The following is a 25,040-nucleotide window of genomic DNA, read 5'->3' on the forward strand; positions in this document are numbered from 1 at the left end:
GGACGAACGAAAGCACCGCAGGCGGTTAGGCCCAGACGGTCCGAATTTTCAGTGATGTGCGCGAAGTGCGACATGGAGGCTCTCGTTTCAGGCGTGAACGGATAAAGAACGTCCAGTGGCGAGTCAACTGGCAACTGACCTCGAGATCCCTGGCAATCCCCGTGCACAAGCCTCTCAGCCTTTGATCTCCGAACGTTAACTACGCTTGCAATTGCGTGAAAGAGGGTGACTTTCTCGATTGTTAAACTCATGCGTCCGGATGATGGTAGATATCTGCCGATTCAAACGAGGCGGTAGGACATGGACAGAAAAGACGGTCGGAAGCAATTTCTGACGTATCTCCGGCCCGAGACCATTAAAGCGCTGAAAACAGAAGCGCGGCAGTCAAAGACACCGGCCTATGTCCTGATCGAAAATCTCGTCGATCGCGAGCTTTCCGTTCAGCAGGAAGCGGGAGAAGGAAGCATGCTTCAACAACAAGAGCACTCAGCCGGCCCACGACCGTTTCCAGGCGCGAACATTCAATCAGCCCAGCCGTCTTTGGATGACGTTCCGAAGTATAGGGCGGACATTGCAGGCGGCTCGCTGCAGGTTCCAGAAGCGCGAGTTATAGCCGGGCTTCTTCTTCAAGGCATCGACGAGGCCGCTTGGCAAAAGGCCATCGAATCCGAGAATGTGCTCCAGAAGCGTTCGGTGGGCACTGCAAAGCGTCAGGCTCTCCTGGTGAGAACTCGCCTACAGGGGATGGAGCCGGAGCTTTGGGAAATCGTCCGTGACGGCACCAAGCCGGCCGCGACGCACGCCATGTTAGCATGTGCCATCAAGCTTAGTCCGCTGCTGGCCGACTTCCTCCATTATTCCGTCCGGGAAAGCTTCCGCACGTTCCAGCAGACATTGCCGCGTCGCGAATGGAATCGTTTCGTCGAAAGATGCCGCGACCGTGACCCTTCGATGCCTGAATGGGCGAACTCCACCGTGGAGAAGCTGGGCGACAGTGCATTTAGGGTGCTGCATGAATCCGGCTATCTGGCCGGCGGCATAAAGAACGCCCTGCGGCCCGTGCGAATTGATCCGGGCGTCCTCGCGTACCTGCGGGAGCACGACGAGCATTATGTGCTCTCGCGCATCCAGGTGGCACCGTGAGTTCCCTAGCAGCACGCCTGGACAGGGTTCTCGACAAGATCACTTCGGATGACTTCCTGAGCGGCAGGACGTTGGCCGGCGATATTCCCTTTTGGATATTCGACTACCCTCCTGAAGACGAGGCCATCGTTCGTGCGCACCTTCCGTTCCTCATGTCGCAGGCGCCCAAGAAGCGCAGGGGGATGAAGATCGTCCATTTCAACCTGCTGGAGCTGGTTCGGGACATCCTGGAAACCCGGAACCTGAGGGTCAAGGCGGAACAGATGTTTCATGAGAAGGGCGCGGACGTGGTCCTGAAAAACCTCATGAAAACGCTCGAGGCTTCGAAAGTGGCGCGCTTCATGAGCGAGCGCATCGAGGCGGACGCCGATATGGTGATGGTTTCGGGTGTGGGCTCTGCGTATCCGCTCGTTCGCACGCACAACCTGCTCAATGCGTTGCAGCCACTGACCGGCTCCAGACCATTGGTCGTCTTTTACCCCGGACGCTACGACGGCCAGTCGCTAAGTCTGTTCGGCGACATTACCGACAAGCCATACTACCGTGCATTTCGCCTTGCTGACTGACGGGGGACACCGAGTCAAATGAAGATAGCGGAACTTTTCTACAAGCAGATCTCTCGCCCTATCAACGGGGTTATCAAGGCCGATCAGTCTGACTCCGAAAGCATTTTCCAGGAACTGGACGAATACGTGGTCACCCGGGAGCTTGATGTTCATTTCCGCAAGTTCCTTAAGGCCTATCTCGGAACCGATCAGATAGAGCAATCAAGCCAGAACGGCGTTTGGATCAGCGGCTTTTTCGGCTCCGGCAAGTCGCACTTCCTCAAGATCCTGTCGTATGTCCTCGCCAACGGCACCGTGACCAAGGACGGGGTTACCCGGCAGGCGATCGATTTCTTCGATGGCAAGATCACCGATCCCATGCTGGCGGCCGACCTCAGGCTCGCAGCCAAGATGAAGACGGAAGTCGTGCTGTTCAACGTCGACAGCCGGGCTGACGGGCATGACGAGAACGCCATCCTCAACGTGTTCCTGCGCGTATTCAACGAGAAGCTGGGACTCTGCGCAGATTACCCGCACATCGCGCATTTGGAGCGCTACCTCAAATCCAAGGGCAAGCTGGAAGCATTCCACGAAGCGTTCAAGCAGCACTCTGGTGGTAACTGGCTCGTCGAACGCGACGCATATCATTTCCATCTCGATGACACGATGGCCGCCCTCGGCGACGCCACCGGCCTAAGTCGGGATGATGCCGACAAATGGTTCGAGAAATTTGAGGCCGACTTCAAGCCTACCATCGAGAACTTCTCGCGGTGGGTAAACGAATATATCGAGGCATCCGGTATCGACCGGATCGTGTTCCTTGTCGACGAAATCGGTGCCTTCATCGGTCAGGACACCAGGCTGATGACGAACCTGCAGACCGTGGTCGAGAACCTTGGCACGAACTGCAAGGGAAAGGCGTGGGTCGCAGTCACCTCCCAGGCTGACATGGATGCCATCATCGGCGACCTCCGTTCCGCACGGGCAAACGACTTTTCCAAGATCCAGGGGCGGTTCCGCACGCGGCTTTCGCTGTCGGGTGCACACGCGAACGAGGTCATCCAAAAACGCTTGCTCCGCAAGAAGGAGAGGGACGAGGGCGCCACCGGCCCCGATGTCACCGACGAGCTGAAGAAGCTCTATACCTCCAAGGCGGACGTCCTGCGGAACCAGATGACCTTCCGGGAGACCGGCATGACGTTTCGGGCATATGCAGACGAGGCCGATTTCGCGGCCGTCTATCCGTTCGTTCCCTACCAGTTCCAGCTGGTGCAAAAGGTGTTTGACGCCAGCCGCGTCAGTGGGGCCACGGGCGCCCACCTGGCAAAGGGCGAACGTTCGATGCTGGACGCCTTCCAGACGGCCGCTGTTTCGATTTCCGAGGACGACGTCGGCCGGCTGGTTCCCTTCTATCGCTTCTACCCCGCCATCGAGAGCTTTCTCGAGGACATCGTGCGCCGCGCTATCAAGGGCGTGGACGACAATCCGTCGCTCGAACCGTTCGACTCCGATGTGCTCAAGACTCTGTTCCTGATCCGCTATGTCGAGGAGATCAAGGGCAACGTCGACAACCTGGTGACGCTCTTCATCGACGAGATCGACACCGACAAGCTGGAGCTCCGTCGCAAGATCGAGGCCAGCCTCGGACGGCTGGAAAACGAGACACTGGTCAACCGTAACGGCGACGACTTCTATTTCCTCACCAACGAGGAACGCGACATCTCCAAGGAGATTGCGGTCGTCCAGACCACGACGTCGGAGGAATTGAAGCTCCTCAACGACATCATCTATGATGACATTATCCGCACCCTCAATCGCGGCAAGTTCAGGCACAAGACCACCGGCAACGACTTCGAGGTCGGTCGCTTCACTGACTCCCATCCGTACTCGTCGCGAATAGACGCCGATCTCGTCCTGAACATCATCACCCCGCTGGGTGACGACTATGCCGATTACGACGACGCCAGGGCGACGATGAAGAGCCTGGACAATGACGGCCAGGTCATCGTTCGCCTCGATAACGACCGGGATCTGGCCCGCGAGGTCCGGCGCTTCCTGCAGACCGAAAAGCTCATCGACCGCAAGAGCGATGGCTCCCAGCCGGAGTCGGTTCGCCGCATCCTTCAGGACCAGGCTCGGGAAAACACCGAGCGCCGTGGCCGTGTCGCCGTCGTAATCAATCGCCTGTTGCAGGAGGCCCGCGTCTACGTTGCCGGCCAGCATCTCTCGGACGTATCGGGCAGCCCCCAGGCCATTATCGACCAGGCGCTGACATATCTGATCGACAACACTTTTCCCAAGCTCGGGCTCATCGATCATCGCGTAGAAGATCCGAGGTCGGAAATTCCGGCGACATTGCGAAACGCTTTGGACGGGGGACTGGAGCTGGAAGGCGGTGGGTACAATCCACGCGCCCTCAAGGAAGTGCTCGACCACGTCACCTTGATGACCGCCTCCAGCAAGCAGATCGTGTTGCACGAACTGGTTTCCCGCTTCGGTCGCCGGCCTTTCGGTTGGGGCGACTGGGAAACGGTATTGCTGATTGCTCATCTGGTCGCCCACGGGGATGTCTCCCTCGCCGCTAGCGGCGAGACCCTCGCGCGGGACCGCATTTGGGACGAGCTGGATGGCCCTAACAAGTGGCGGCGGATAACGATCCACCCGCGGAAGGCTGTCGCGAAGGACACTTTCCTGAAGGTTCGAGACCTCTCCAAAGAGATGTTCGGCAAGTCCGGTCCCGACAGCGAGGATGGCCTCGCCACCTACATTCGCCAAAGCCTGACGACATGGCAGAATGAGTTCAACGGCTGGCGCCAGGTCGCTGAGACCGGCACCTATCCGGGCGGCACCGAGATGAAGGATGGCCTTGGGGTTATCCGCAAGGCCGTCGCGATCGAAGATCCCGCGGCACTCATCGAGCACATGTTCGCCTTGAAGGACGACTTCCTTGACCTGTCCGAGGACCACGCGGATCTGTCCGGTTTCTATCAGAACCAGCGGAAAGCCTGGGACGACATGGGCAAAGCCGTGATCCGTTTTCAGCCGAACGAAAGCGAGCTCGTCAAGAACGAGACCGCGAAGAAGGCATTGGACCGCATCAGAGCGATCCTGTCGATGCCGGCGCCCTATGGAGCTGTCAACGAAGGCGCCAAGTTGATCGCCGACATTGACGCCGTGAACGAAGAGATCGTTTCGGCTCGTCGCAAGCATGCGATCGAGAAGGTCGATGACCTGATCACGAAGATCCAGGCCGAACTCGACCGTCAGCACGGCGTCGGTGAGCTGCGGAACATGGCTCTCATGCCCCTGCAGAAGATCCGGAAACGCATCGAGGCCGAGAAGAGCATCGCCCATATCTTCCAGCTACAGGCGGAGGCGGGCGACGCTTATGATGACGCGTTCAACCTCATCGAACGCGAGAGCGCGGTGATCGCGGTGGTGGTGCCGGAACCGGCGCCGCGGCCTGGCGAACCTCCGCACGGGGGAGGCAAGCCGCCGGCCCCGCCGGTCGCCCCGATCAAGCGCCGAGCTATTCTTCGCCCTGCCAGTTTGGTGGATGCGGGGCATTTCATCGAGACCCCAGCAGACGCAAAGGCCTTCCTCGCGAAGCTAGAAGTCCAGCTGCTCGCCGCAATAGCAAATGATGAGCGCGTCGAAATCCGCTGACCCGTGGGAACGAGAACAATGGCGATCAACACCAGCATCCTGAAATCTTACGCACCGCAGGCTCGCCGCGACTTCATCGTTGCCGTCAAAATGCGGGCGGCGCGCTTCGGCATCGTCGACGGTGGTGCTGCGGTGATCCAGGAGCAGGGTGATGTCGCCATCATCAACGGGGAAGCCTACCCCAGGGCTGTCGCACGGCAGTGTCGCGATCTCGAGAGCAAGATAGCGCTTCGCGGGTACAACGCTGTCATGGAGGAAGTGGCTTACACATGGTTCAACCGGTTTGCCGCCATCCGTTACATGGAGCTTCACGGGTACCTGGACCACGGCTTCCGGGTTCTCAGCCATCCGGGTGGCGAAACTACCCCCGAGATCGTTCAGCAGGCGGATAGGGTAAGTCTTCCCGGATTGAAGACCGATCGCATCGTCGATTTGAAACTCGATGGTCGGAAGGACGAGGAGCTCTACCGCATGCTGCTCGTTGCCCAATGCAATGCGCTGCATGCGGCGATGCCGTTCCTGTTCGAGCGGATCGACGACGAGACCGAGCTCCTGTTGCCTGACAACCTGCTGCACTCGGATTCTGTAATCCGCGAGATGGTCCGGCGAATTCCGGAAGCCGACTGGCGGGAGATCGAGATCATCGGCTGGCTGTACCAGTTCTATATTTCGGAGAAAAAAGACCAAGTTATCGGCAAGGTGGTGAAGTCTGAGGACATCCCAGCGGCCACCCAACTGTTCACCCCAAACTGGATCGTGAAGTACATGGTCCAGAACTCGCTCGGCGCGAAATGGCTCGCGACCTACCCGGACTCGCCGCTCAAGGCGAAGATGGTATATTACATCGAGCAGTCGGAGCAGCCGGAAGATGTCCAGCGCGAGATCGCTGCAGAAACACCAACTAGCCTGAACCCTGAGGCCATAACCTTTCTCGATCCCGCCAGCGGATCTGGTCATATCCTCGTTGAAGCGTACGACCTTTTTAGAGAGATATATCTGGAGCGTGGCTACAGGCTTAGGGACATCCCGCGCCTGATCCTCGAGAAGAACGTCTACGGTCTGGACATAGATGACCGCGCCGCCCAGCTATCGGGGTTTGCGCTTATCATGCGGGCCAGGGCCGATGACCGGCGTATTCTTTCCAGCGAGGCACCGGTACGGCTTAACGTGCTCTCCATACAGGAAAGCAAAGGACTTTTACAAAAGAAACTGCGCGAAGACATCTTACCACCTGACAGCACCTTCGAGCTGCTGTCTTCAGGCGATCTCTTGCCGACTACCCTGTTGCAGCCAGGCCTCGCCTTGTCAGAAAGCTCGGCAGCGGAACGTCGGGCCGTAGCGGCGTTGGCTGAGCTGTTTGAAAGTGGGAAAACGCTTGGATCTTTGATTGAGATTCCAGCTGTGATTGCTGCCACCTTGCCCTCATTCAAGGAGAGACTCACGGCTGTACATGGCGGTGACCTTCTCGACCAGTCCGAGCACCTTGAAGCGATTTCTGTGCTGACGCCGTTGGTTAGGCAGGCGGAAGCCTTAGCGCGAACTTACGACGTGGTGGCGGCAAATCCGCCATACATGGGGTCAAACGGGATGAACGCCCGCTTGAAGGCACATGCTCAAACCTTCTTTCCCGACAGCAAGTCCGACCTTTTCTCCATGTTTATGGAGCGTTGTTTGGCGATGACACGCCCCGGCGGTTATGTCTCGATGATCAACATGCAATCCTGGATGTTCTTGCCGACATTCGAGAACTTCAGACGTTCGGTCCTAAACGACGCTCCCCCTACCAGCATGATCCATTTGGGTGCGCGGGGGTTCGACACCATCGGGGGAGAGGTTGTGTCCACGACGGCTTTCGTCCTGAAGAAGGGAAGCACGCCGGATCGACGGTCAACTTTTGTTCGCCTCATTGAAGGGAGGTCGGAAGCTGGCAAACGAGACCTCGCACTAGAGGCGATAAACAATACGGGTTCCCAGAACCTGTTCGTAAGATCACCAAGCCAATTTGTTCGCCTTCCCAGCGCGGCTCTTGCTTACTGGATACCTGATGCCCTTCTGAACGCGCTGACTGGACAAAACATCTCAGACGCGATTGACGTTATTGGGAAAAATATAACTTCAGACAATGATCGTTTCCTTCGCTTCATATGGGAAGTTTCTGAAAAAGATACATGGGATGGAAGTAAAAAGTGGCTTCTTTACTCTAAGGGTGGACCGTACCGGAAGTGGGCAGGCAACCTCGAGTACGTAGTAAATTGGTCCGAAGAAGCTCTAAAATACTACCGGTCCCACTCCTCAGGAAGGGTGATTCCGGAAAGATATTGGTTCAGGCAGGGTGTCACTTGGTCACCCATCTCGTCGAAAAAATCAGGTTTTCGCTTCCTTCCAAAAAACACAACTTTCGACACTAAAGGGCTCGCCGTCTTCCCCGCAGAAGGATGGGATCTATATGTCCTTCTTGCGATCCTGAACTCACCGGTGGCTCGGATCGCGTTGGAAATAGCAAATCCGACGATGTCCATCAACCTTTTCGATGTGAAGACCGTACCGCTGCCGGCAAGCTCCTTGAAAACAGAGTTGTCGGATATAATCCGAAGTCTGGTGGAAATTAGCCAAGCTGACTGGAATGAAAAGGAAACGTCATGGGACTTCAAGACGCTACCTATACTTTCAATAAAGGATGGATCAGATACATTTTCGACGGCATTCGGTAAACTATGCCGTGTCTGGCAGTCTGCAATCGAGCAAACATCTTCCTTGGAGACGAGGGTCAATAGTGTGCTTCTGGAAGCCTACGGGCTACAGGGTGAGTTGTCACCGTCTACTCCAGTTAGTGAAATCACTCTCACCTGCAACCCATCGTACAGGTATGATCTAAGACCCAACGCGGAATTGGAATTCTTGCGGATGGTCGACACCATTCGAGACTTCTTATCTTTCTCAGTTGGATGCATGTTCGGACGCTACTCCATCGACCAAGGAGGCCGGATACTTGCAAGTGAGGGGGAGTCGCTAGAGACGTACCTTGAGCGGGTTCCAGCTCCGACTTTCATGCCGGATGCCGACAACGTCATCCCGATGCTTGACGACAGCTGGTTCGAAGACGACGTCGCTGATCGCTTTCACGAATTCCTGAAGGTCACGTTTGGAACTGAGCATTTCAATGACAACCTCGCCTTCATTGAGAATGCTATCGGTAAGGACATCCGCAAGTATTTCAAACGCGACTTCTTTAGCGACCACCTGAAGATGTACAAGCGCCGGCCCATTTACTGGGTGTTCTCCAGCGGCAAGGAGAAGGCGTTCGAAGCCATCGTCTACATGCATCGCTACAATGAGGGCACGCTGGCCCGTATGCGTATGAACTATGTCGTGCCCCTGCAGTCGCAGATGGCAAGTCGCATCGAGCGCCTGGCGGCGGAAGCAAACGGCGTCAACCTCTCCAGTGCCGAGCGCAAGCGCAAGGACACCCAGCGGGCGAAGCTCATCAAGCAGTTGGAGGAGTTGGGCCGGTTCGAAGAGGAGCTGCGGCATCGGGCCGACCAGCGCATCCGGATCGACCTGGATGATGGCGTGAAGGTCAACTACGCGAAGTTCGGCAACCTGCTGGCCGAGACCAAGGCCGTTGTCGGGAAGGATGACGACTGATGGAAATGCAGCGTGTCATAGAAGGACTGTCGAAGCACTTCGAAACCAGACGAATCGTGTTCTGGCAGGACGTTGATGGCGAGTTCAAGGAATCCATCAACCAGATCAAGATCGATGGCGTCGAGGTCATCGACATCAACAAGCGGGCGCCACTGGAGATCAAGATCAACGTCGAGCTTGATCGTCCGGACGACAAGTTCCTCCTGTACGCCGAGGGGGCGCGGCCCTCGACAGACGGAGACTGGCTCCTCGACATTCGCCACTACGCGCAGTCATTCTCGGCTGATCGAGCGAGCATGATAGTCGGCGAGTTGGAGTTGGTGAGGCCCTCGCTGCGCGAGCACGTGGCCGCACGGGCCAAATTCTTTGCCAGCAAGGACCGGGTGGAGCGCGTTGCCCGCCTCGTTGAACCCCAGGATGGGGAAGCCGTCCTCGACCTCAAGATCATGGCCGTGCTCGCCAAGTCGGACCAGTGGGAGTTCCACCACATCCTGATGGCGGTCTTCGAGCAACTCGCAGACGCTCACGATCTGACCGCCACCTCTGGTCTCATGGATGATTTCGACAAATATGGGGTGGCGTCCACCTTCTGGGAGAACTGCCAGACCTATTTCGGCTTCGAACACGAAACACTCACCCTGGGCGGGCTGCTGACCAGGTTGCTTGTCAGCGACTTTGGCAAGACCCTCAACGGCAGCACGCCGTCGGCGCTGAAGCACTTCATGTTGCCCAACAAGGGACTTGCAAACGCCGTCGTGTTCCTGGACCGTTGGCGGGATAGCGCTAGCTTTCACCGCAGCTACGACGTTGTCTCGGCCCTCGTGGCCGGCGAAATCGACCTCGACCGCCATATCGACGGGCTTCAGCCAGAGATCCTCAAGGACAGCAAGACCTTCCAGGCCAGCGAGAAGGCCGTAGCCCGTCAGCTGACACGCAGGATCGTGGATTCGGGAACGGCGATCGATGAGGCTGAGGTCATGGCCATCGCTTCCGCCCGGCAACATGCCTATTGGGCAGACCCCAAATGGGGTGACAGCGACGATGCCCCACGGCAGGCCATGTCACATGTCTACGACGCCCTGGTGCATGCTGCCCAGTTGCTGGCACTGCGGCAACGCCACGCCGGTGGGTTCGATTACGCGACTGCCGGAGCGTTCTGGCAGGCATATGAAAACGAGTTGTTCCGCTTCGACCAGCTCTACCGCCTCTTCTGCGAGGTAGCCGACAAGGTGGAGCTGCGCGGCTGGGACGTCCTGAAGTCACTGCGGGAGATGGTGGAGGACATCTACTGCAACGGCTTCGTGGCCCAACTAGCACTAAGCTGGGGTAAGCACGCCGAGAAGCTGGTCAGTGGCGAGTGGCGTATCGAAGGGGTGGACCGTCAGGCAAGGTTCTTCAATGCCCATGTGGCCCCTCACATCGACAAGGCACCCGACCGCCGGATGTTCGTGATCATCAGCGACGCGTTCCGATACGAAGCGGGCGTAGAGCTCGAGGCTGAACTCAACGGACGCTATCGCTTTACCGCCAAGTTGTCGTCGCAGCTTTCCGTCCTGCCGTCTTACACGGCGCTGGGGATGGCTTCCCTGCTGCCGCACGCGAAGCTCGCGATCGGTAAAGACGGCATCGTCTCCGTCGACGGTAAGTCCTCCGCAGGGCTGGAGAACCGCGGCAAGATACTCGCCGGCCATGCAGGGGTAGCCGTCAAGGCGGATGACCTCATGGCCATGAAGAAGGATGCCGGCCGTGCCTTCCTGGAAGGCAAGCAGGTCGTCTACGTATACCACAATGTTATCGACCAGACAGCGGACACCGGCAACGAGGACGGCACCTTTGCCGCGGTTCGCAAGACCATCGACGATATCGCTGCTCTGGTCCGGCACATCATGAACAATCTGAACGGCACGAACGTCATTGTCACAGCCGACCACGGATTCCTGTTCCAGGAGACAGCACCGTCTGCCGTCGACAAGAACAGCATTGACGCCAAGCCGACAAACCCGATTACGGCCAAGAAGCGCTACGTGATCGGCGATACACTCGGAGATAACCCGGGGGCATGGCGTGGCAAGCTCGCTTCGACGTCCAACGTCGTCGGTGAAACGGAATTCTGGGTACCGAAAGGGGCCAATCGTTTCCATTTCGTCGGAGGTGCGCGCTTCGTTCATGGCGGCGCCATGCTGCAGGAAATCTGTGTTCCCATCATCAAGGTCCGTCAGCAGAAGGATCTGAAGGCAAAGGCCGCGACGAAGATCTCGACGGTAGGCGTAACGCTGCTCAACTATCCTGCCAAGATCACCACACCGCGCCAGCGCATTACCCTGCTGCAGACGGAAGCGATCTCCGACCGGAAGAAGCCGGCGATTGTGAAGATCGGCATATACGATGACGGCCAAGCCATCTCCAGCGTGGAGACCGTCAGCCTGGACAGCGCTACGCCACAAATGAACGAGGACTGGAAGAAGGACGTCTGGCTGACCCTGGCCAACGCTTCATTCGACAAGTCCAGAAAATACAGCCTGATCGTTCGCGATGCGGGCAGTGACAGTGAAGTGGTCCGTCAAGATGTCAGTATCGACCTTGCATTCTCCAGCGACTTCTAAGGTGGAAACCGACGAAGTTGACGCACTCCTGAACCGGCATTTTGCCGGCAAGGTCGTGCGGAAAGATCTCACGAAGCTGCTGAAGGAGGGCGCCAACGTCCCCGTGTACGTCCTGGAGTATCTCCTGGGGATGTACTGCGCCTCCGACGACGAGGCTACCATCCGCGATGGCATGGAGACCGTAAAGCAGATCCTCTCCGAGAACTACGTCCGACCGGACGAGGCCGAGAAGGTCAAGTCCAAGATCCGGGAGCGCGGCAGCTACAAGGTCATCGACAAGGTCACGGTCCGCCTGAACGAGAAGCGCGACATCTATGAGGCGCTGCTGTCGAACCTGGGGGTGAAAGACGCCTCCGTTTCGGCATCGGACGTCAAGAGGTATGAAAAGCTGCTGGCCGGCGGCATCTGGTCGATCGTGACCATCCACTACTTCTTCGAAGAAGGTCAGAAGAAGTCGCCCTTCAGCATCAGCGAGATCAAGCCGATCCAGATGCCCAACATGGACATGGACGAGCTCTTCGAAGGCCGGAAGGGATTCTCGGAGAACGAGTGGATGGATGTGCTCCTGCGTTCGACGGGCATGGAGCCGACCCATTTCCACGAGCGGGCCAAGTGGCACCTGCTGACCCGCCTCGTTCCGTTCGTGGAGAATAATTACAACGTGTGCGAACTCGGTCCGAAGGGCACCGGGAAGAGCCACGTCTACAAGGAGTGCAGCCCGAATAGCATCCTGATCTCCGGCGGGCAGACCACCGTGGCCAACCTGTTCTACAACATGTCGAGCCGCGCCGTTGGCTTGGTGGGGCTGTGGGACGTCGTCGCCTTTGACGAGGTCGCGGGCATCTCGTTCAAGGATAAGGACGGCGTGCAGATCATGAAGGACTTCATGGCTTCGGGCTCGTTTGCCCGCGGGCGCGATGCCGTTGCTGCGTCCGCTTCCATGGTCTTCGTGGGCAACATCAGCAATGTCGACAACCTGATCAAAACCAGCCATCTCCTGGCGCCCTTCCCGGAGGTTATGATCGATTCCGCATTCTTCGATCGCTTCCACGCCTACATCCCGGGCTGGGAAATCCCGAAGATGCGACCGGAGTTCTTCACCAACCGCTTCGGGCTGATCACGGACTACCTGGCCGAATACATGCGAGAGATGCGGAAGCGGAACTTCTCCGATGCCATCGACCGCTATTTCAAGCTCGGCAACAACCTGAACCAGCGCGACACCATAGCGGTGAAGCGCACGGTGTCCGGGTTGCTGAAGCTGCTTCATCCGGGCGGGGATTTCGATAAGGAAGCGGTCCGTCGCTGCCTCGCCTACGCCCTCGAGGCCAGGCGCCGGGTAAAAGAGCAGCTGAAGAAGATCGGCGGTATGGAATTCTTCGACGTCCACTTCTCCTACATCGACCAGGAGACGCTGGAGGAAACCTTCATACCGGTTCCCGAACAGGGAGGAGGCAAGCTGATATCAGACAGCGCGCTTAGCCCTGGAGCGCTGCATACAATCGCGACTGGAGCGAATGGCCATCTCGGCCTCTACAGGGTCGAAACTCAAACCACCGCAGGCTCCGGCAAGTTGACCACGTCCGGCCTTGGGTCAAATGCTGGCTCCAGGGAAGCGCTGAAGGTAGCCTTCGATTACTTCAAGGCCAATGGCCAGCGGATCAGCTCCGGTATCCGGGTCAACGACCACGACTTCCACCTACACATGGTCGAACTCCATAACACGGGCGCTCCAAGGGCGATCACGCTGGCCGGTTTCGTGGCGTACTGCTCCGGTGTGCTCAAGAGACCCCTGCAGAGCCAGATGGCGGTTCTTGGTGACATGAGCCTGGGTGGAAATATCGTGCCGGTGGAAAACCTTGCGGAGTGCCTTCAGGTGGCGTTCGATGCAGGTGCCAAGCGGATATTGCTTCCAATGGCCAGTGCGGTCGACATCGCCACGGTGCCCGCCGAGCTGTTCACCAAGTTTCAGACCTCGTTCTATGCCGATCCGGTGGACGCCGTGTTCAAGGCGATGGGGATCGACTGATGTTCTTCGATATCTCACGCCACGCCCGCATCGGCAGCCTGCTAGCCGCTAGTGTGTTTGCCTGCTTGTCCATTCCTGCGGCCGCTCAGGATCTCAGCAACCTAAGCGGCATGGCATCCTTGTCCGGTGACTGCGAGCGCCTGGTCGCCGCGGGGAATAACTTCTCGGACGACTGCAACGGCATGATCATGCAGTCGATCTATAACACTGGGCGAACCGGCTTTACGGTGACTGTCGGCGACCGGGGTGTCGTCATGACCTTCAGCGGCATGGAAGGCGCGAAGCCCGACGCCGATAGCCAGCTGCAGAGCCTGGACAAGGTGATCCTCAACCTTGGTATCGAGGGCGTCCCTCCCACATCGACCGAGGTCACTGGAAGCTGCGCATACAGCAACCCGTATCTCGGACCCATGACCATCAGTTGCCAAGGCGTCGATCCGAAAGGCGAGGCCTATCTGCTGCAGTTCCGGACTGACGGCACGGAACCCAACATGACCGACATGAGTGGTGACGCTGGCAGTGAAGCGGAGCTGTCTACGGGTGAGTTCTCGGTTAACGGCTGGGACGGCGGCCCTCTCAAGGACGATCCTGACCTGGGTTGCCTGATGACGAAAGAGGTCAACAGCAAGATCATGCTGATGGTCTACGCCAATGCAACGAGGCGTTCGAGCTGAACCTGTACAACAAGGACTGGGCTTTCGAGCAGGAACAGGAGATCGACGCCGACGTTCTGTTCGACGGCACGACATTTCCACTATCCGGCGTCGAGGTGAGAAATCCAAACGTCCTGACGCTCCTAGGAGGAGGGGAGGAAGAAGGTTTCCAATCCCCCTTCGAGGCAAGCTCGGAGCTGGTGTTCCGGATGGGCCGCGAACAAATAACCGTAGTGCTCACCGGTTCACGTGCGGCTACCGCCGCGCTCTGGTCGTGCGTCGCTCGCTAGGTTACCCCCTCCGGTCTAGAATGAGGTTCTAAGTGCTTAGATCGATTTTGCTAGCCGTTCTGGTGATGATACCGACCATGAGCTGGGCGCAAGATACGCCCCTAGAATGGATCGACCTCGATCAACTATCGAGATCTGAACGTAGCTGGGTCAAGCTGGACGAAGAAGAACGCACTGCCGACATCGAAGTGGCACGCGCTAAGCTGGCGCAGGATGCCAACGGCGCCGAATTTGACACTCTGTTCGTACACCACCGCGGCAGTCTTTTTTGCGGTTCAGGCGGATGTCTGCTGGAGGTCATCCATTTCGGTGGAAACGGGCAGGAGCCCAAGACCATCCTGCAAATGCTGGCTGATGACGTCGAACTCGGCCAGAACTTCGAAAACGGCATGCGTAATCTTCGATTCGGAAACGGCTCCGTCACCTGGCAGTGGAACGGGGAGGAATACGAAATCAGGTAGCGGCAAGTTTCAACCGACACATCGGCGCTCTCCCGTTCTCGCCAGGCAGTGATCATCGTGGCATCGCGGTGCCGGCAGTTGCAGCGAACAGTTCTGCTTTTTACGACTGGTCCTCGTCGAGATCGCTTTCCTCGGTCGACGGTGACCATGCCTTGAGTTCCATTCCGATCTGGCGGAGCGGCTCACGGAAAGCCTTTTCAAGGCGAACCATAGCGTCCGTCATGAAGTCGACCATCCCGGGCCACTCGTCTTTCTCGAAGACGTTCGCTCTGATCTCAGCCTTGACCCTGCTAGCGCGACGGTTGTCCAATCGCTCCCAGGTCAGCTCGCCTCCAAATACGGCCTCGATGGCCTCCTTGTTGAGATGGAGCTTGTCGAAGACAAACTTATTTTCCTCTTGCTCGCCCCGGTCGATGTAAACTTCAGCGCGACCGTATCGGCCGGATGCAGCGAAGTTGAAACCGATGCCTCGAACTCCCGAACCTGCCCCTATCCAGTTCGCCACGCCCGGGGAAATGTTGCGATAGAGAGTGGACTTGTTCACCATCGCCTTGATCACTTCGGACCAGAACTCGCGCCGGATGGCATGGCGATGCGCTTCGGCAGAGGATGACTGCACTTCGTCCTGCGCTTTGTCCGCAAGTCCGATAACGAAGTCCTGTGTGTCCTTGACAGGGATGATCTGCTCGACATTTAGGAAGAGGTCTTCCCCCATGGACCACGGGGTAACCTTGAAGCATTGAACCTGAAGCCGGAAGTTCATCAACCACAATACCGTCGAGGTCACTTCCTTACGGAAATTGGCAGCGATGAGCATGATGCGCTGAGTCAGTCCACGGTTCAGGGCCACTTCGGATAGATCACCCACCTCGAGGAAGTCAGCGATTATTTCCGCAGCGACGCCCGGCTGCCCTGTTTTGGCTAGGTGCTCCTGATATATGGAGCAGATGCTGTCCGTCTTCAGACTGGCACAGTAAGATGCATATTTCAGGGCCTGCCACGTCACATCGCGGCCCGTGTCGTCGAGCTTGTTCTCGATGATGACCAGCCGACCTTCCTTGTCCAGCGCCAGGAGGTCGAGACGCTCCTGAGTGTCGGAAAATCCTGCGAACTCCTTCTGAATGATGAGGAGATCCTCGCCGAGGCAGGAAGGGTATTTAGCAATCCACTCCTGCAGATGCGCCCGTTCCTTGAAGCCAAAGTCCGAGAAGCTTCCGGCCTTTAAGGGCTGAATGGCATTCGTATCGCGGTCAATACGGAACAAGTTGTGGTTCTCCTGGCCTCAGGCATGACGCCAGGCGCATCGCTATATCGTTCGTTGGTCAAGCGGGTTTGGCACTTAATATGCGCTGTGTCTTGATGTGTTCGTCAACCGTCGAGGGAAGAACGGCGTCGTTAATCTGGATGATGGCCCGCAGTAGATACTCGCGGATGCCCGACCGAGGCTGTTTGTCGCCCGCCGCGTCTATTGCCGATTGCAGGTCAGCCAGAACGTTGTAGATGGCGGTGCAAGTTGGCAGGTTCGACCCGCTCTCGAACACCACGTCGTCAATAACATGATGCTCGACCAATTCGCCGTTACTCGAACACGGACACGGCTCCCATCGCTTTCCTTGAAACAGGAAGTCTCCCCACTCGAAGCGTGGGTCGCGGTAGGGAATCTCCATGCCGTAAGCGTTCGTCGTGAGATAGCCGAACTGGTCAGCCTTCCGATAGTGCCCTCTCCGGCCGCAATCGGTATGGCGCGTCACCACAAGCAGGCCAAATTTCTTGGCTTCGAGGACGTGTCGTTCCAAAACGGCCTTCAATTGCCTTCTGGTCGATGAGTTGGGCGTCGAATTGTCCCAATAGAGGCTGAACCCGGCGTTTTGAATACCGGTAGTGGCCGTAAGCAAGTCCTGCCTGAGGCCAACGAAGTAATCCCAAATTTGATTGTCCATATACCCCTCCCACGACCATAGCCTGCCCGGGACAATGAGCGATCACAAATCTACGATCAAATGGATATCCCATACTCTGAGATCTGTTTCAGCTTTTCCGAGAAGCCTCCAAGGAGCGCATGTTCTTGGAATATGTCTGGAACAGTCAAGGCAGCAGTTGCGAGGACTAACCGCGGCGGGTCGCAGTCCACCATATTTCGCACGGGAATGCCGTCTTCTGGGAAACGGAGCCGGAATCCCCTATCATATTCGGTAGCGATTAAGTGCGTATAGCTTCCTAAGCCGCCTCCCATACCTTGTTCAGTATCTTCGCCGCGATTGCCGCCTTGTCCTGGGGCAGAAAGCGCCCGTAGTGCTTCGCCACCATGTCGGGCGTGTCTTGGATCGCGTAGCTAGCCTGCTCATATGAACCGGTCTGCTTTAGGATGTGGGTGGCAAGCACGTCTCTGACATTATGGGGTCCGTGGGGCAGCAGACCCCGAATTACGCCGCGACCGGTGTAGGGATTGTAGATGCCATAGCGCTGGATGGTCAGGCGCCAGGCTTCGTAGAAGGTGTTCTGATTATAGGACGCGTCGGCGCTGGTCCGCTTCACCGACTTCACGAAAAAGGTGCCCGGGTCGGCGGCATCGCCGATCAGGCGGGCCCTATGCCGGTCGAGATAAGCATCGATCATGTCGTAGAGCCCGGCCAGGTCTGGCAGCACCAACCGGAACGGCTTCGAGCCGAAGAAAGACGAAGTCGAGTTCTTGAAGGCGACGGCAGGGATGAGGACTTCCCAGCCCTGTTCGCGATCGCTCCATCGCAGTTCGCCTCGCTTTCTGTCCTCGAGATGCCGCTCCGATGTCGGCATCCGGCCTCGCGGGCATACCAGGAGCTCGCGCAAGTTCCGCTGCCGTAGCCCGAGGTGCATGCCCAAGCGAAGAAGCAGGAACGATCTGACGGACCCGGCGGCCGCGCGCGGATAACGGCGCTCATCTGGCATCAGGCGCACGATCTCCTCGGTGATTTTGCGGTATTCACCCACCGGGCTGTCGGACTCGAGCACCGGCAGTATCGGCTCGAACGGATCGCGGTGGATGCGGGCGACGCGCTGGATTTCCTTGATCCGGTGCCGGGCATGCTTATGGAAGCTCTCGCAGGCCGCGTCCCAGTCTTGCCGCGCAACCGCGATGTCATGGTCGGATATCAGGCCCCGGATCGGTTTCAGGCGATCGGCCAGCGACGGCGTCTGCCGTATCCAGCCCGTGTCGGCCCGGGTCATGCCCAGGACGACGCTGAGCATGTCGACTTCCCATTTCGTGTAGAACCCGCGCCGGCGCTCCCGCCATTGGAGGTACCAGTCCCACACAGCGGGAAACACCAGCATCGCGAAACACAGGCTATCGAGCGGCACGCCACAGCCCTTGACCGTGCTCCGGGGATCCGACGCCAATGAGCCGAACATCAGGCTGAGGTGCTCGACCTTCTGCGATGCGGTCTCCTCGTTCCAGACGCCGTTGCGCTGGAAACCGAAAGCGGTCAGCGTCGCGGTCTTGAAGCGGAGGAGCTCGTTCATTTCCCGGTCCAGGGCGGCTGGCGCATCGACCACCGCGGACTCCAGTTCAGCATCCAGGTCGTAGAGGTCGATATCCGGATTGTCATTGGCGGTCACCGGCTTGCGCTTGCGTCCCAGGAAAGCGGTGAAGCGTACGGCATACTTCTGCTTCATGGCCTCGGCCTGGTAGCGACGGTAGTCCGTCGACCCGGTAATAATGACGCGGCGCACCCAGGCCAGGATCTCGTCCTGCTCGACTTTCGTCCGGCCGAGGAAGTCGTCGGGCAGGTGCCAGGCCAAGCGCCGACGCTCATGGGCAGAGATACCCTCGAGGCCATGGCCATATGTCGCCCGCCCGCGGTTCGGCATCTTGGACTTGAAGTAGCCCTCGGGCAGGCGATATCGACGCTCGACCTTTGCCAGGACTGCCAGGCTTTGCACCGTGCGCGGCACCAGCTGGCCGGTACACCACTTCATCAGGGTACGCTGGTTGTTGGCATTGCCGTTGCTGTCCAGTGCAAGGAAAAGGTGCTGGACCGTGTCGCCGTGGCGACGCATGTGCAGGTTCAAGGCTTCGGACAGGGTCTCTGGTTCCTTCCATTCGGTCCAGAGCGGTTCGGGGAATTCAACGATGACCTTAGGCTTTGGGCCTCGCTTTCGTGGCGCCGGCCGATCCTCGTCGACCGCTGCCCGCCGGCCCGATCGTTTCTTCGGTGCTTCTGCGGTGAGGATATCCCCGGATGGCGTCCGAAGAGATGGCGCCACGTCCTGCATAGCGACGGCACGCGATACGGCATCGAAGACCGGTTGGAGCTGATGACGGGCGGCCTGCAGCCTTTCTCTCTCGACGCCGGCGGCGATGGCAACTTGTGACCAGTCGATCCATCGCCCTCGGTACGGCGGGAAGGCGTGTAGCCCGAGGAGATCGGTAAGGTACCTGCACACCGCAGAGCGCTCGTTTTCCGCTAGGAGTTTCCCCAGGCGAAGCCGGCAGAAATCGGAGATCATTCGCGGGGTCAGGGCGGCTTTAGGCATCGGCGTATTGCGTCCAGAGTTTCGGGCGCGCACGCAAATGACCGAGTCGATTTAACGAGAAGCTAACGGGCTAAGGTCGTCCCCAGCCGTGTTTTGCCACCCGCCTTATCGGCTTGTGTCCGGAGATAAAGTTTACCGGATCGCAAAAATCATCCGCTTCCGTTCTTGTTTCGTTCGTGCGCAGAGTGTCGCGAACCAATCATGGATTCGAAAATGCGGATTAGCCAAGTCGAGATGTCGAAGGGAGGAATGCCCGTCCCGTTGTCGTCTCTCGTTTCCATAAACCTGCCAATGGTAGGCCAGTCCGTGCATGCCGGCTTCCCGTCTCCGGCCGACGACTTCATCGAGGCGATGATCGACCTCAACCAGGTGCTGGTGCAGAACCCCACTGCGACCTTCCTATGGCGCGTCGTCGGCGACTGCATGATCGACGTGAAGATCTTCCCCGGGGACGTGGTCATCGTTGACCGCTCAGTTTCACCCAAGCACCGGTCGATCGTGCTGGCCATCATAGACGGTGAGCCGACCCTAAAGCGGCTGAACCGGCGCGGCGGCGTCATAGTGCTGCATAACGAGAACGCGAAGCTGCCGACCTTTACCGTTGCCGAAGGCACCGAGGTGTCCGTCTGGGGCGTCGTCACCGCCACTATCCGCGATCTCAAGAAATGACGGCCGGCCTGGCGCTGATCGACGGCAACTCGTTCTATTGCAGCTGCGAGCGCGTCTTCGATGCCAAGCTCGAGCGCCGGCCCGTGATCGTGCTCTCAAACAATGACGGCTGCGCGGTGGCACGCACGACCGAGGCCAAGGCGCTGGGCATCAAGATGGGGCAGCCCATGTTCCAGATCCGGGATCTGTGCCGCGACAATAAAGTCGCCGTCTTCAGCTCGAACTATGCCCTGTACGGCGACATGAGCCGGCGCATGAATGCAATCTACAACACGTTTTCCCCGGACGTGGAGATCTACTCGATCGACGAAAGCTTTATCGACGTCAGCCGGTTGCCGGTGAAGGACAGGACAGCATGGGCGTCGGACCTGCGATCGACGACACGGCAATGGACGGGAATACCCACCTGTGTCGGCATCGGGCCGACGAAGACCTTGGCGAAGCTGGCCAACAAGGCGGCGAAGAAGCTGGCATCCGGCGTGTTGGATCTTAGCGATTCCCGCGAGCAGACTAGGGTCATGGCCGACTTCCCGATCGGGGACGTTTGGGGCATCGGGCGTGCCAGCCAGGCGAAGCTGCTGGGCTTAGGCATCCAGTTCGCCGGCCAGGTGCGGGACATGGACCCGAAGCTGGCGCGGCAGCTAATGACCGTCGTCGGCGAAAAGATCGTCCACGAGCTGAACGGCATCCCCTGCATCGCGCTGGAGACCGTAGCGCCGCAGCGGAAGGGGTGCGCGGTCACCCGATCGTTCGGCGAGCGCGTGACCTTGAAGGTCCAGATGGAACAGGCGGTCGCCGGCTATGCCACCCGCCTGGGCGAGAAGCTGCGGCGCCACGGCCTGGCCACCGACCACGTCACCGTCTTCATGCACACGTCGCGGTTCAACGACGACGAGCCGCAGCGAAGCGTCTCCATGACGGTCGATATTCCCGAGGCGACGAACGACAGCCTGACCCTGATCAAGGCAGCGCGGCGGGCGGTGGATGCCCTGTGGCGATCGGGCTACCGATACAGCAAGGCGGGGATCATCACCCAGGACCTGGTGCCACCCCCGATCCCGCAGCGTGCGCTGTTCGATAACCTCGACCATGAACGGGCGGCGAAGGTCATGGCGGCCATGGACGAGGCAAACCGGCGCTGGGGTCGGGCAACGGTTGTACCTGCAGCCACGCTGGGTAGCCCCGTCAAGCAGCAGACGTTCTCGACGAAGTTCGAAATGCGGTCGCCGCGGTTCACCACGCGATGGAACGAGCTACCCGAATGCAGGTAACCATGACTAGCACCAGAACTCGTCGCCGTTCGGCCAGCGCCGGGCGAGTCCTTCCTCGATAAGGATATCGCCTACGTCGCGACCGCCGATCCGGACAGTTGCCAGCGTACGCTCGCCCGTGTTGTCCAAGCCAAAGGTCTGCACGTCGATCGGGTGAGAATTCAGCAGGTCGAGCAGCCGCGCGCTGGACCGTTTAGCCAATGCGACTTCGGCCTGACCACCGCACATGCCGGTGTAGGGTTCTGGCGTGTCATATGATTGCAGCCTGAGGTTCATGCCATCCAGCCAGATCGTGTCTCCATCGACGACGCAGGTGTGACGGTTCGACCCGCACATGGAAAAGCTTACTCGCCGCCCGTCGCCGCTGGCCGTGGCACTGCCAGTTCCGGCGGGCATCAGCTGATCGACTGCCACCCAGCCAAGGACGCATACGGCGACTAGAGCTGCGACGGCGAGAAGCGGTGTGAGCACGTCGCGTGGCCTTGCTGGCGGACGGCGACTCTTATCGAACCTGACCACGTTCATAGCGCGTTCAGCAACGGCTTTTTGGTATCCGTCCCCTCATACCGGCTGTTATTGACCTCTCGGCCGACCCGGAAGAACTCCAGCTGACTGTCAAGGTGGTTGTCGAGCAGGATCGCCTTGGCATCGTCGCCTTGTGCCTCCCCAGACAGCCAGGCATCGTAGGCGCTTTCCTCGAGGAGGACCGGCATGCGGCCGTGGATCTGGGCAATGTGCTCGACCGCCGGCGCCGTGATGATGGTGCAGCTGGTCACGCCCAGGTTGTCGTTATGCGCCCAGATGCCAGCGAAGCTGAAGCCTCGGTGCTCCGGCAGGTGCAGCAGCCATGGATCCTTCTTGCCGTCCACGGGACTGGTCGTCCACTCGAAGTAGGCATCAGCCGGAATCAGGCAGCGGCGGGTCTTGAAAGCGTCCCGGAAGGCCGGCGAGCTGTCGACGGTCTCGATCCTGGCGTTGAACATGGCAGCCTTGGGCAGCTCTTTTGCCCAGAACGGCACCAGCCACCATCGGCCGGTCAGCAGCTCACGGACGCCGGCCTTGTTAGTGGCGACGAAATCCACGTCCTGGGTCGGGGCGATGTTGAACTTCGGCTGCATGTTCGACGGCGGCCCCATGGGGAACAGCTCGTCGCTCAGGCTATAGAGCGCGTGCAGCTCGGCCCAGGTGAACTCGTTCGTAAAGCGTCCGCACATGCATTTACTCCCGGCTGGCAGCGACACGGTACCGCCACCCGATAAGGCCGGCAACCGCCGTTTCGGCGAGAACTGATCACCACAGCCTTCCTTGGCGCGTGGGTCTGAGCTGGCCAATCTTTTTTGCGAATCCAGCGATTTTTTCGGCTAATCCGCCGATCCAGCCCTGCGCCCGACACTAAATACCAGTGAAAGGAGGGCGACATGGAGATCGTGATAATTATCAAAGTCATAGCTTACGTTCTGCTCATCATCACCCTGTTCATGTGATGAGATTTTCGGGGTCGGTCATTATGGATCGACCTCGAAATCGATCCGTTCGGAACAAATTTGCGCTCGTCGAATTGAGTCGCCGATGTACCCGAGTGAGCCATGGAGGCCGTAGAGGCCCCAGCCCGCAAAAAGCGGCAATCCCGCAGGGACTCAGAATCTACCCGTAGCTACCCCCTCCCGAACTTCCGTCCGTTCCAGCTCTGCACGCTGGCCACCACCATCCCGACCGGCAGCAACTGGCTGTTCGAGATGAAGTTCGACGGCTACCGGACGCAGATCGCTATCTCCGGCTCCGAAGTCAGGGTCTACACCCGCAACGGGCATGACTGGACCGAGCAGTTCAAGGTCATCCTGCCATCACTGAAGGCGCTAACGACAGGCTCCGTCCTCCTCGACGGCGAGATCGTTGCGGTGGACGAGGCGGGGCGCACGAACTTCTCCATGCTCAAGACCGGTATCTCCGCCGGCATCCCGCTCAAGTTTTATGCTTTCGACATCTTCGAGGAGGACGGCAAGGACCTGACCGGCCTGCAGCTGGTCGAACGCAAGGCCATCCTCGAGGCGCTAATCGGCGAGCGCGATCCAGGCGACAGCCTGCAATACAGCCACCATGTGGTCGACAACGGTAAGCAGGTGTTCGCAGCCATGGCTGCAGGCGGGCACGAAGGCATGATCGCCAAAAAGGCCGACGCCCGCTACGTCGGCGATCGCACCACCGGCTGGCTCAAGATCAAGTGCACGAAGCGGCAGGAGTTCGTCATCGGTGGCTGGCGCCCGAGCGATAGCGGCAAGGGCATGGCCAGCCTTATCCTGGGCACCTACGAAAAGGGCGAGTTCATTTACCGCGGCCGGGTCGGAACCGGGTTCAGCGATGCCATGCGCGATAAAATACTTGCGCAGCTCGAGAAGCGGCGCCTCGACAAGCCGGCGTTCGCCACGGTGCCGAGGGACATTGCCCGAAAGGCGCAGTGGGTGCGACCCGAGCTGGTTGCCGAAGTTGCGTACGCCGAGATCACCCCCGATGGGTCGGTCCGGCATGCCTCCTTCCAGGGAATGCGCGCGGACAAGAAGGCTTTTCAGGTGGTGCTGGAAACGGCGATCGAGGACGATGCAGGCGAGGGCCTGGACCCCGAGATGGGCAAGGAGATTGCCGGAGCCGTGGGGGTGAAGCTGTCGAACCCCGATAAGATAATGTACCCGGGGACCGCTATCACCAAGGCGCGCCTGGTGGCGTATTACGCCGCCGTCGCCGACAAGATGCTGCCGCATCTAAAGGACCGGCCGCTGTCTCTAGTTCGCGATACCGACAACGACCTGGCAAAGACGTTCTTCCAGAAGCACCAGCTCCCCGGCATGCCGAAGACTCTGAAGGCAGGCGAGCTGACAAAAATGAAGGGCACCGAGAGCCGCATCCTCTGGATCGAAGACCTGTCGGGCCTAATTGGTGGCGTCCAGATGAACACGCTCGAATTCCACCTGTGGGGATCGGATCGCCATAATCCCGACCTTCCCGAGCGCATGGTGTTCGACATCGACCCCGACGAGGGCCTCGACTTCGGTCACGTCAAGCGGGCCGCCACCGACATTCGGGACATCCTCGGTGCCATCGGGCTGCAGTCATGGCCGCTGGTATCCGGCGGCAAAGGAGTGCACGTCGTGGTGCCGCTGGTGCCTGAGGCAAACTGGGACGAGGTGAAATCGTTCTGCCAGAACTTCGCGGAACTCCTGGCCAAGACGGAGCCGCAGCGGTTCGTTGCCAACATGAGCAAGGCCAAACGCAAGGGGCGCATGTTCCTAGATTACCTGCGGAACGGCCAAGGCAGCACTGCCGTCTGCCCGTGGTCGACCCGCGCCCGGGCCGGCGGCACCGTTGCCGTGCCAGTGACATGGGACGAGCTGGACGGTCTCGACAAGGCAAACGGTTTTGACATCTTTGCAGCCGCGGAGCGAGCACAGGGGCCGGACGCCTGGGATGGGTACTTCGAGGTCGATCAGGTTCTGACGCAAAGTATCCAGGATGTCGTGAAGCGATAGCTACCGTTGCCCGGTCACCGGCTGCGACCATC

General features: G+C 59.0%; 16 protein-coding genes. 11 read left to right on the forward strand and 5 right to left on the reverse strand.

All coding sequences use genetic code 11. The features are described 5' to 3' along the window. The first annotated feature begins 300 nt into the window (after positions 1–300). The 8 genes from AC3YMN_RS16995 to AC3YMN_RS17030 all read left to right on the forward strand — a co-directional run bounded on the left by AC3YMN_RS16995 (position 301) and on the right by AC3YMN_RS17030 (position 15,035). A complete protein-coding gene (locus AC3YMN_RS16995) occupies positions 301–1,143 on the forward strand; it encodes a DUF1819 family protein (RefSeq protein WP_489890931.1) in 843 nt (280 codons plus the stop codon). Next, a complete protein-coding gene (locus AC3YMN_RS17000; protein ID WP_489890932.1) occupies positions 1,140–1,709 on the forward strand; it encodes a DUF1788 domain-containing protein in 570 nt (189 codons plus the stop codon). The genes AC3YMN_RS16995 and AC3YMN_RS17000 overlap by 4 nt, the downstream gene beginning before the upstream one ends. An 18-nt stretch (positions 1,710–1,727) precedes the next feature. Further along, positions 1,728–5,354 carry a BREX system P-loop protein BrxC gene (gene brxC, locus AC3YMN_RS17005; RefSeq protein WP_489890933.1) on the forward strand — a complete coding sequence of 1,209 codons (3,627 nt, stop codon included), beginning with the start codon at positions 1,728–1,730 and terminating at the stop codon, positions 5,352–5,354. Positions 5,355–5,372: 18 nt separating this feature from the next. After that, positions 5,373–8,999 carry a BREX-1 system adenine-specific DNA-methyltransferase PglX gene (gene pglX / locus AC3YMN_RS17010; protein ID WP_489890934.1) on the forward strand — a complete coding sequence of 1,209 codons (3,627 nt, stop codon included), beginning with the start codon at positions 5,373–5,375 and terminating at the stop codon, positions 8,997–8,999. After that, a complete protein-coding gene (gene pglZ / locus AC3YMN_RS17015; protein WP_489890935.1) occupies positions 8,999–11,602 on the forward strand; it encodes a BREX-1 system phosphatase PglZ type A in 2,604 nt (867 codons plus the stop codon). The genes pglX and pglZ overlap by 1 nt, the downstream gene beginning before the upstream one ends. A gap of 1 nt (position 11,603) precedes the next feature. Continuing rightward, positions 11,604–13,631: a protease Lon-related BREX system protein BrxL gene (gene brxL / locus AC3YMN_RS17020; protein WP_489890936.1), complete on the forward strand. Its 2,028-nt coding sequence runs from the start codon at positions 11,604–11,606 to the stop codon at positions 13,629–13,631. Next, a complete protein-coding gene (locus AC3YMN_RS17025; RefSeq protein ID WP_489890937.1) occupies positions 13,631–14,305 on the forward strand; it encodes a hypothetical protein in 675 nt (224 codons plus the stop codon). Before brxL ends, AC3YMN_RS17025 begins: the two co-directional genes overlap by 1 nt. Positions 14,306–14,606: 301 nt before the next feature. Continuing rightward, positions 14,607–15,035 (forward strand): hypothetical protein, encoded by a 429-nt coding sequence (locus AC3YMN_RS17030; protein WP_489890938.1) that lies wholly within the window; start codon positions 14,607–14,609, stop codon positions 15,033–15,035. A gap of 100 nt (positions 15,036–15,135) precedes the next feature. Here AC3YMN_RS17030 and AC3YMN_RS17035 read toward each other — a convergent pair whose 3' ends face one another. The 3 genes from AC3YMN_RS17035 to AC3YMN_RS17045 form a co-directional block, all read right to left on the reverse strand. Beyond that, a complete protein-coding gene (locus AC3YMN_RS17035; protein ID WP_489890939.1) occupies positions 15,136–16,299 on the reverse strand; it encodes a DUF4268 domain-containing protein in 1,164 nt (387 codons plus the stop codon). A gap of 58 nt (positions 16,300–16,357) precedes the next feature. Continuing rightward, positions 16,358–16,975 (reverse strand): hypothetical protein, encoded by a 618-nt coding sequence (locus tag AC3YMN_RS17040; RefSeq protein ID WP_489890940.1) that lies wholly within the window; start codon positions 16,973–16,975, stop codon positions 16,358–16,360. Positions 16,976–17,252: 277 nt separating this feature from the next. Next, positions 17,253–19,520: a hypothetical protein gene (locus AC3YMN_RS17045; RefSeq protein WP_489890941.1), complete on the reverse strand. Its 2,268-nt coding sequence runs from the start codon at positions 19,518–19,520 to the stop codon at positions 17,253–17,255. Positions 19,521–19,808: 288 nt separating this feature from the next. Between AC3YMN_RS17045 and AC3YMN_RS17050 the strand changes: the two genes are divergently transcribed. Then, positions 19,809–20,216 (forward strand): LexA family protein, encoded by a 408-nt coding sequence (locus AC3YMN_RS17050; RefSeq protein ID WP_489890942.1) that lies wholly within the window; start codon positions 19,809–19,811, stop codon positions 20,214–20,216. Beyond that, a complete protein-coding gene (locus AC3YMN_RS17055; RefSeq protein WP_489890943.1) occupies positions 20,213–21,487 on the forward strand; it encodes a Y-family DNA polymerase in 1,275 nt (424 codons plus the stop codon). The genes AC3YMN_RS17050 and AC3YMN_RS17055 overlap by 4 nt, the downstream gene beginning before the upstream one ends. A gap of 6 nt (positions 21,488–21,493) precedes the next feature. Here the strand turns inward: AC3YMN_RS17055 and AC3YMN_RS17060 are convergent, their stop codons facing one another. After that, complete coding sequence (locus AC3YMN_RS17060) at positions 21,494–21,958, reverse strand: thermonuclease family protein (RefSeq protein WP_489890944.1); 465 nt, start codon at positions 21,956–21,958, stop codon at positions 21,494–21,496. A 50-nt stretch (positions 21,959–22,008) separates the two neighbouring features. Beyond that, entirely contained in the window at positions 22,009–22,701 is a 693-nt protein-coding gene (locus tag AC3YMN_RS17065) for an SOS response-associated peptidase (RefSeq protein ID WP_489890945.1), read from the reverse strand. Positions 22,702–23,073: 372 nt separating this feature from the next. Here AC3YMN_RS17065 and ligD point away from each other — a divergent pair, with 372 nt between their 5' ends. Then, the gene (gene ligD, locus AC3YMN_RS17070) at positions 23,074–25,008 is read left to right on the forward strand and encodes a DNA ligase D (protein WP_489890946.1); all 1,935 of its coding nucleotides are present in this window, start codon (positions 23,074–23,076) and stop codon (positions 25,006–25,008) included. Positions 25,009–25,040: the final 32 nt, after the last annotated feature.

This window comes from Devosia sp. Z11_6 (assembly GCF_058133665.1).

Excerpts from the sequence above, each read along its gene's own strand:
- AC3YMN_RS16995 (WP_489890931.1), top strand. The coding sequence starts at position 301 with ATGGACAGAAAAGACGGTCGGAAGCAATTTCTGACGTATCTCCGGCCC.
- brxC (WP_489890933.1), top strand. The coding sequence starts at position 1,728 with ATGAAGATAGCGGAACTTTTCTACAAGCAGATCTCTCGCCCTATCAAC.
- pglX (WP_489890934.1), top strand. The coding sequence starts at position 5,373 with ATGGCGATCAACACCAGCATCCTGAAATCTTACGCACCGCAGGCTCGC.
- pglZ (WP_489890935.1), top strand. The coding sequence starts at position 8,999 with ATGGAAATGCAGCGTGTCATAGAAGGACTGTCGAAGCACTTCGAAACC.
- AC3YMN_RS17025 (WP_489890937.1), top strand. The coding sequence starts at position 13,631 with ATGTTCTTCGATATCTCACGCCACGCCCGCATCGGCAGCCTGCTAGCC.
- AC3YMN_RS17040 (WP_489890940.1), bottom strand. The coding sequence starts at position 16,975 with ATGGACAATCAAATTTGGGATTACTTCGTTGGCCTCAGGCAGGACTTG.
- AC3YMN_RS17045 (WP_489890941.1), bottom strand. The coding sequence starts at position 19,520 with ATGATCTCCGATTTCTGCCGGCTTCGCCTGGGGAAACTCCTAGCGGAA.
- AC3YMN_RS17055 (WP_489890943.1), top strand. The coding sequence starts at position 20,213 with ATGACGGCCGGCCTGGCGCTGATCGACGGCAACTCGTTCTATTGCAGC.
- AC3YMN_RS17065 (WP_489890945.1), bottom strand. The coding sequence starts at position 22,701 with ATGTGCGGACGCTTTACGAACGAGTTCACCTGGGCCGAGCTGCACGCG.
- ligD (WP_489890946.1), top strand. The coding sequence starts at position 23,074 with ATGGAGGCCGTAGAGGCCCCAGCCCGCAAAAAGCGGCAATCCCGCAGG.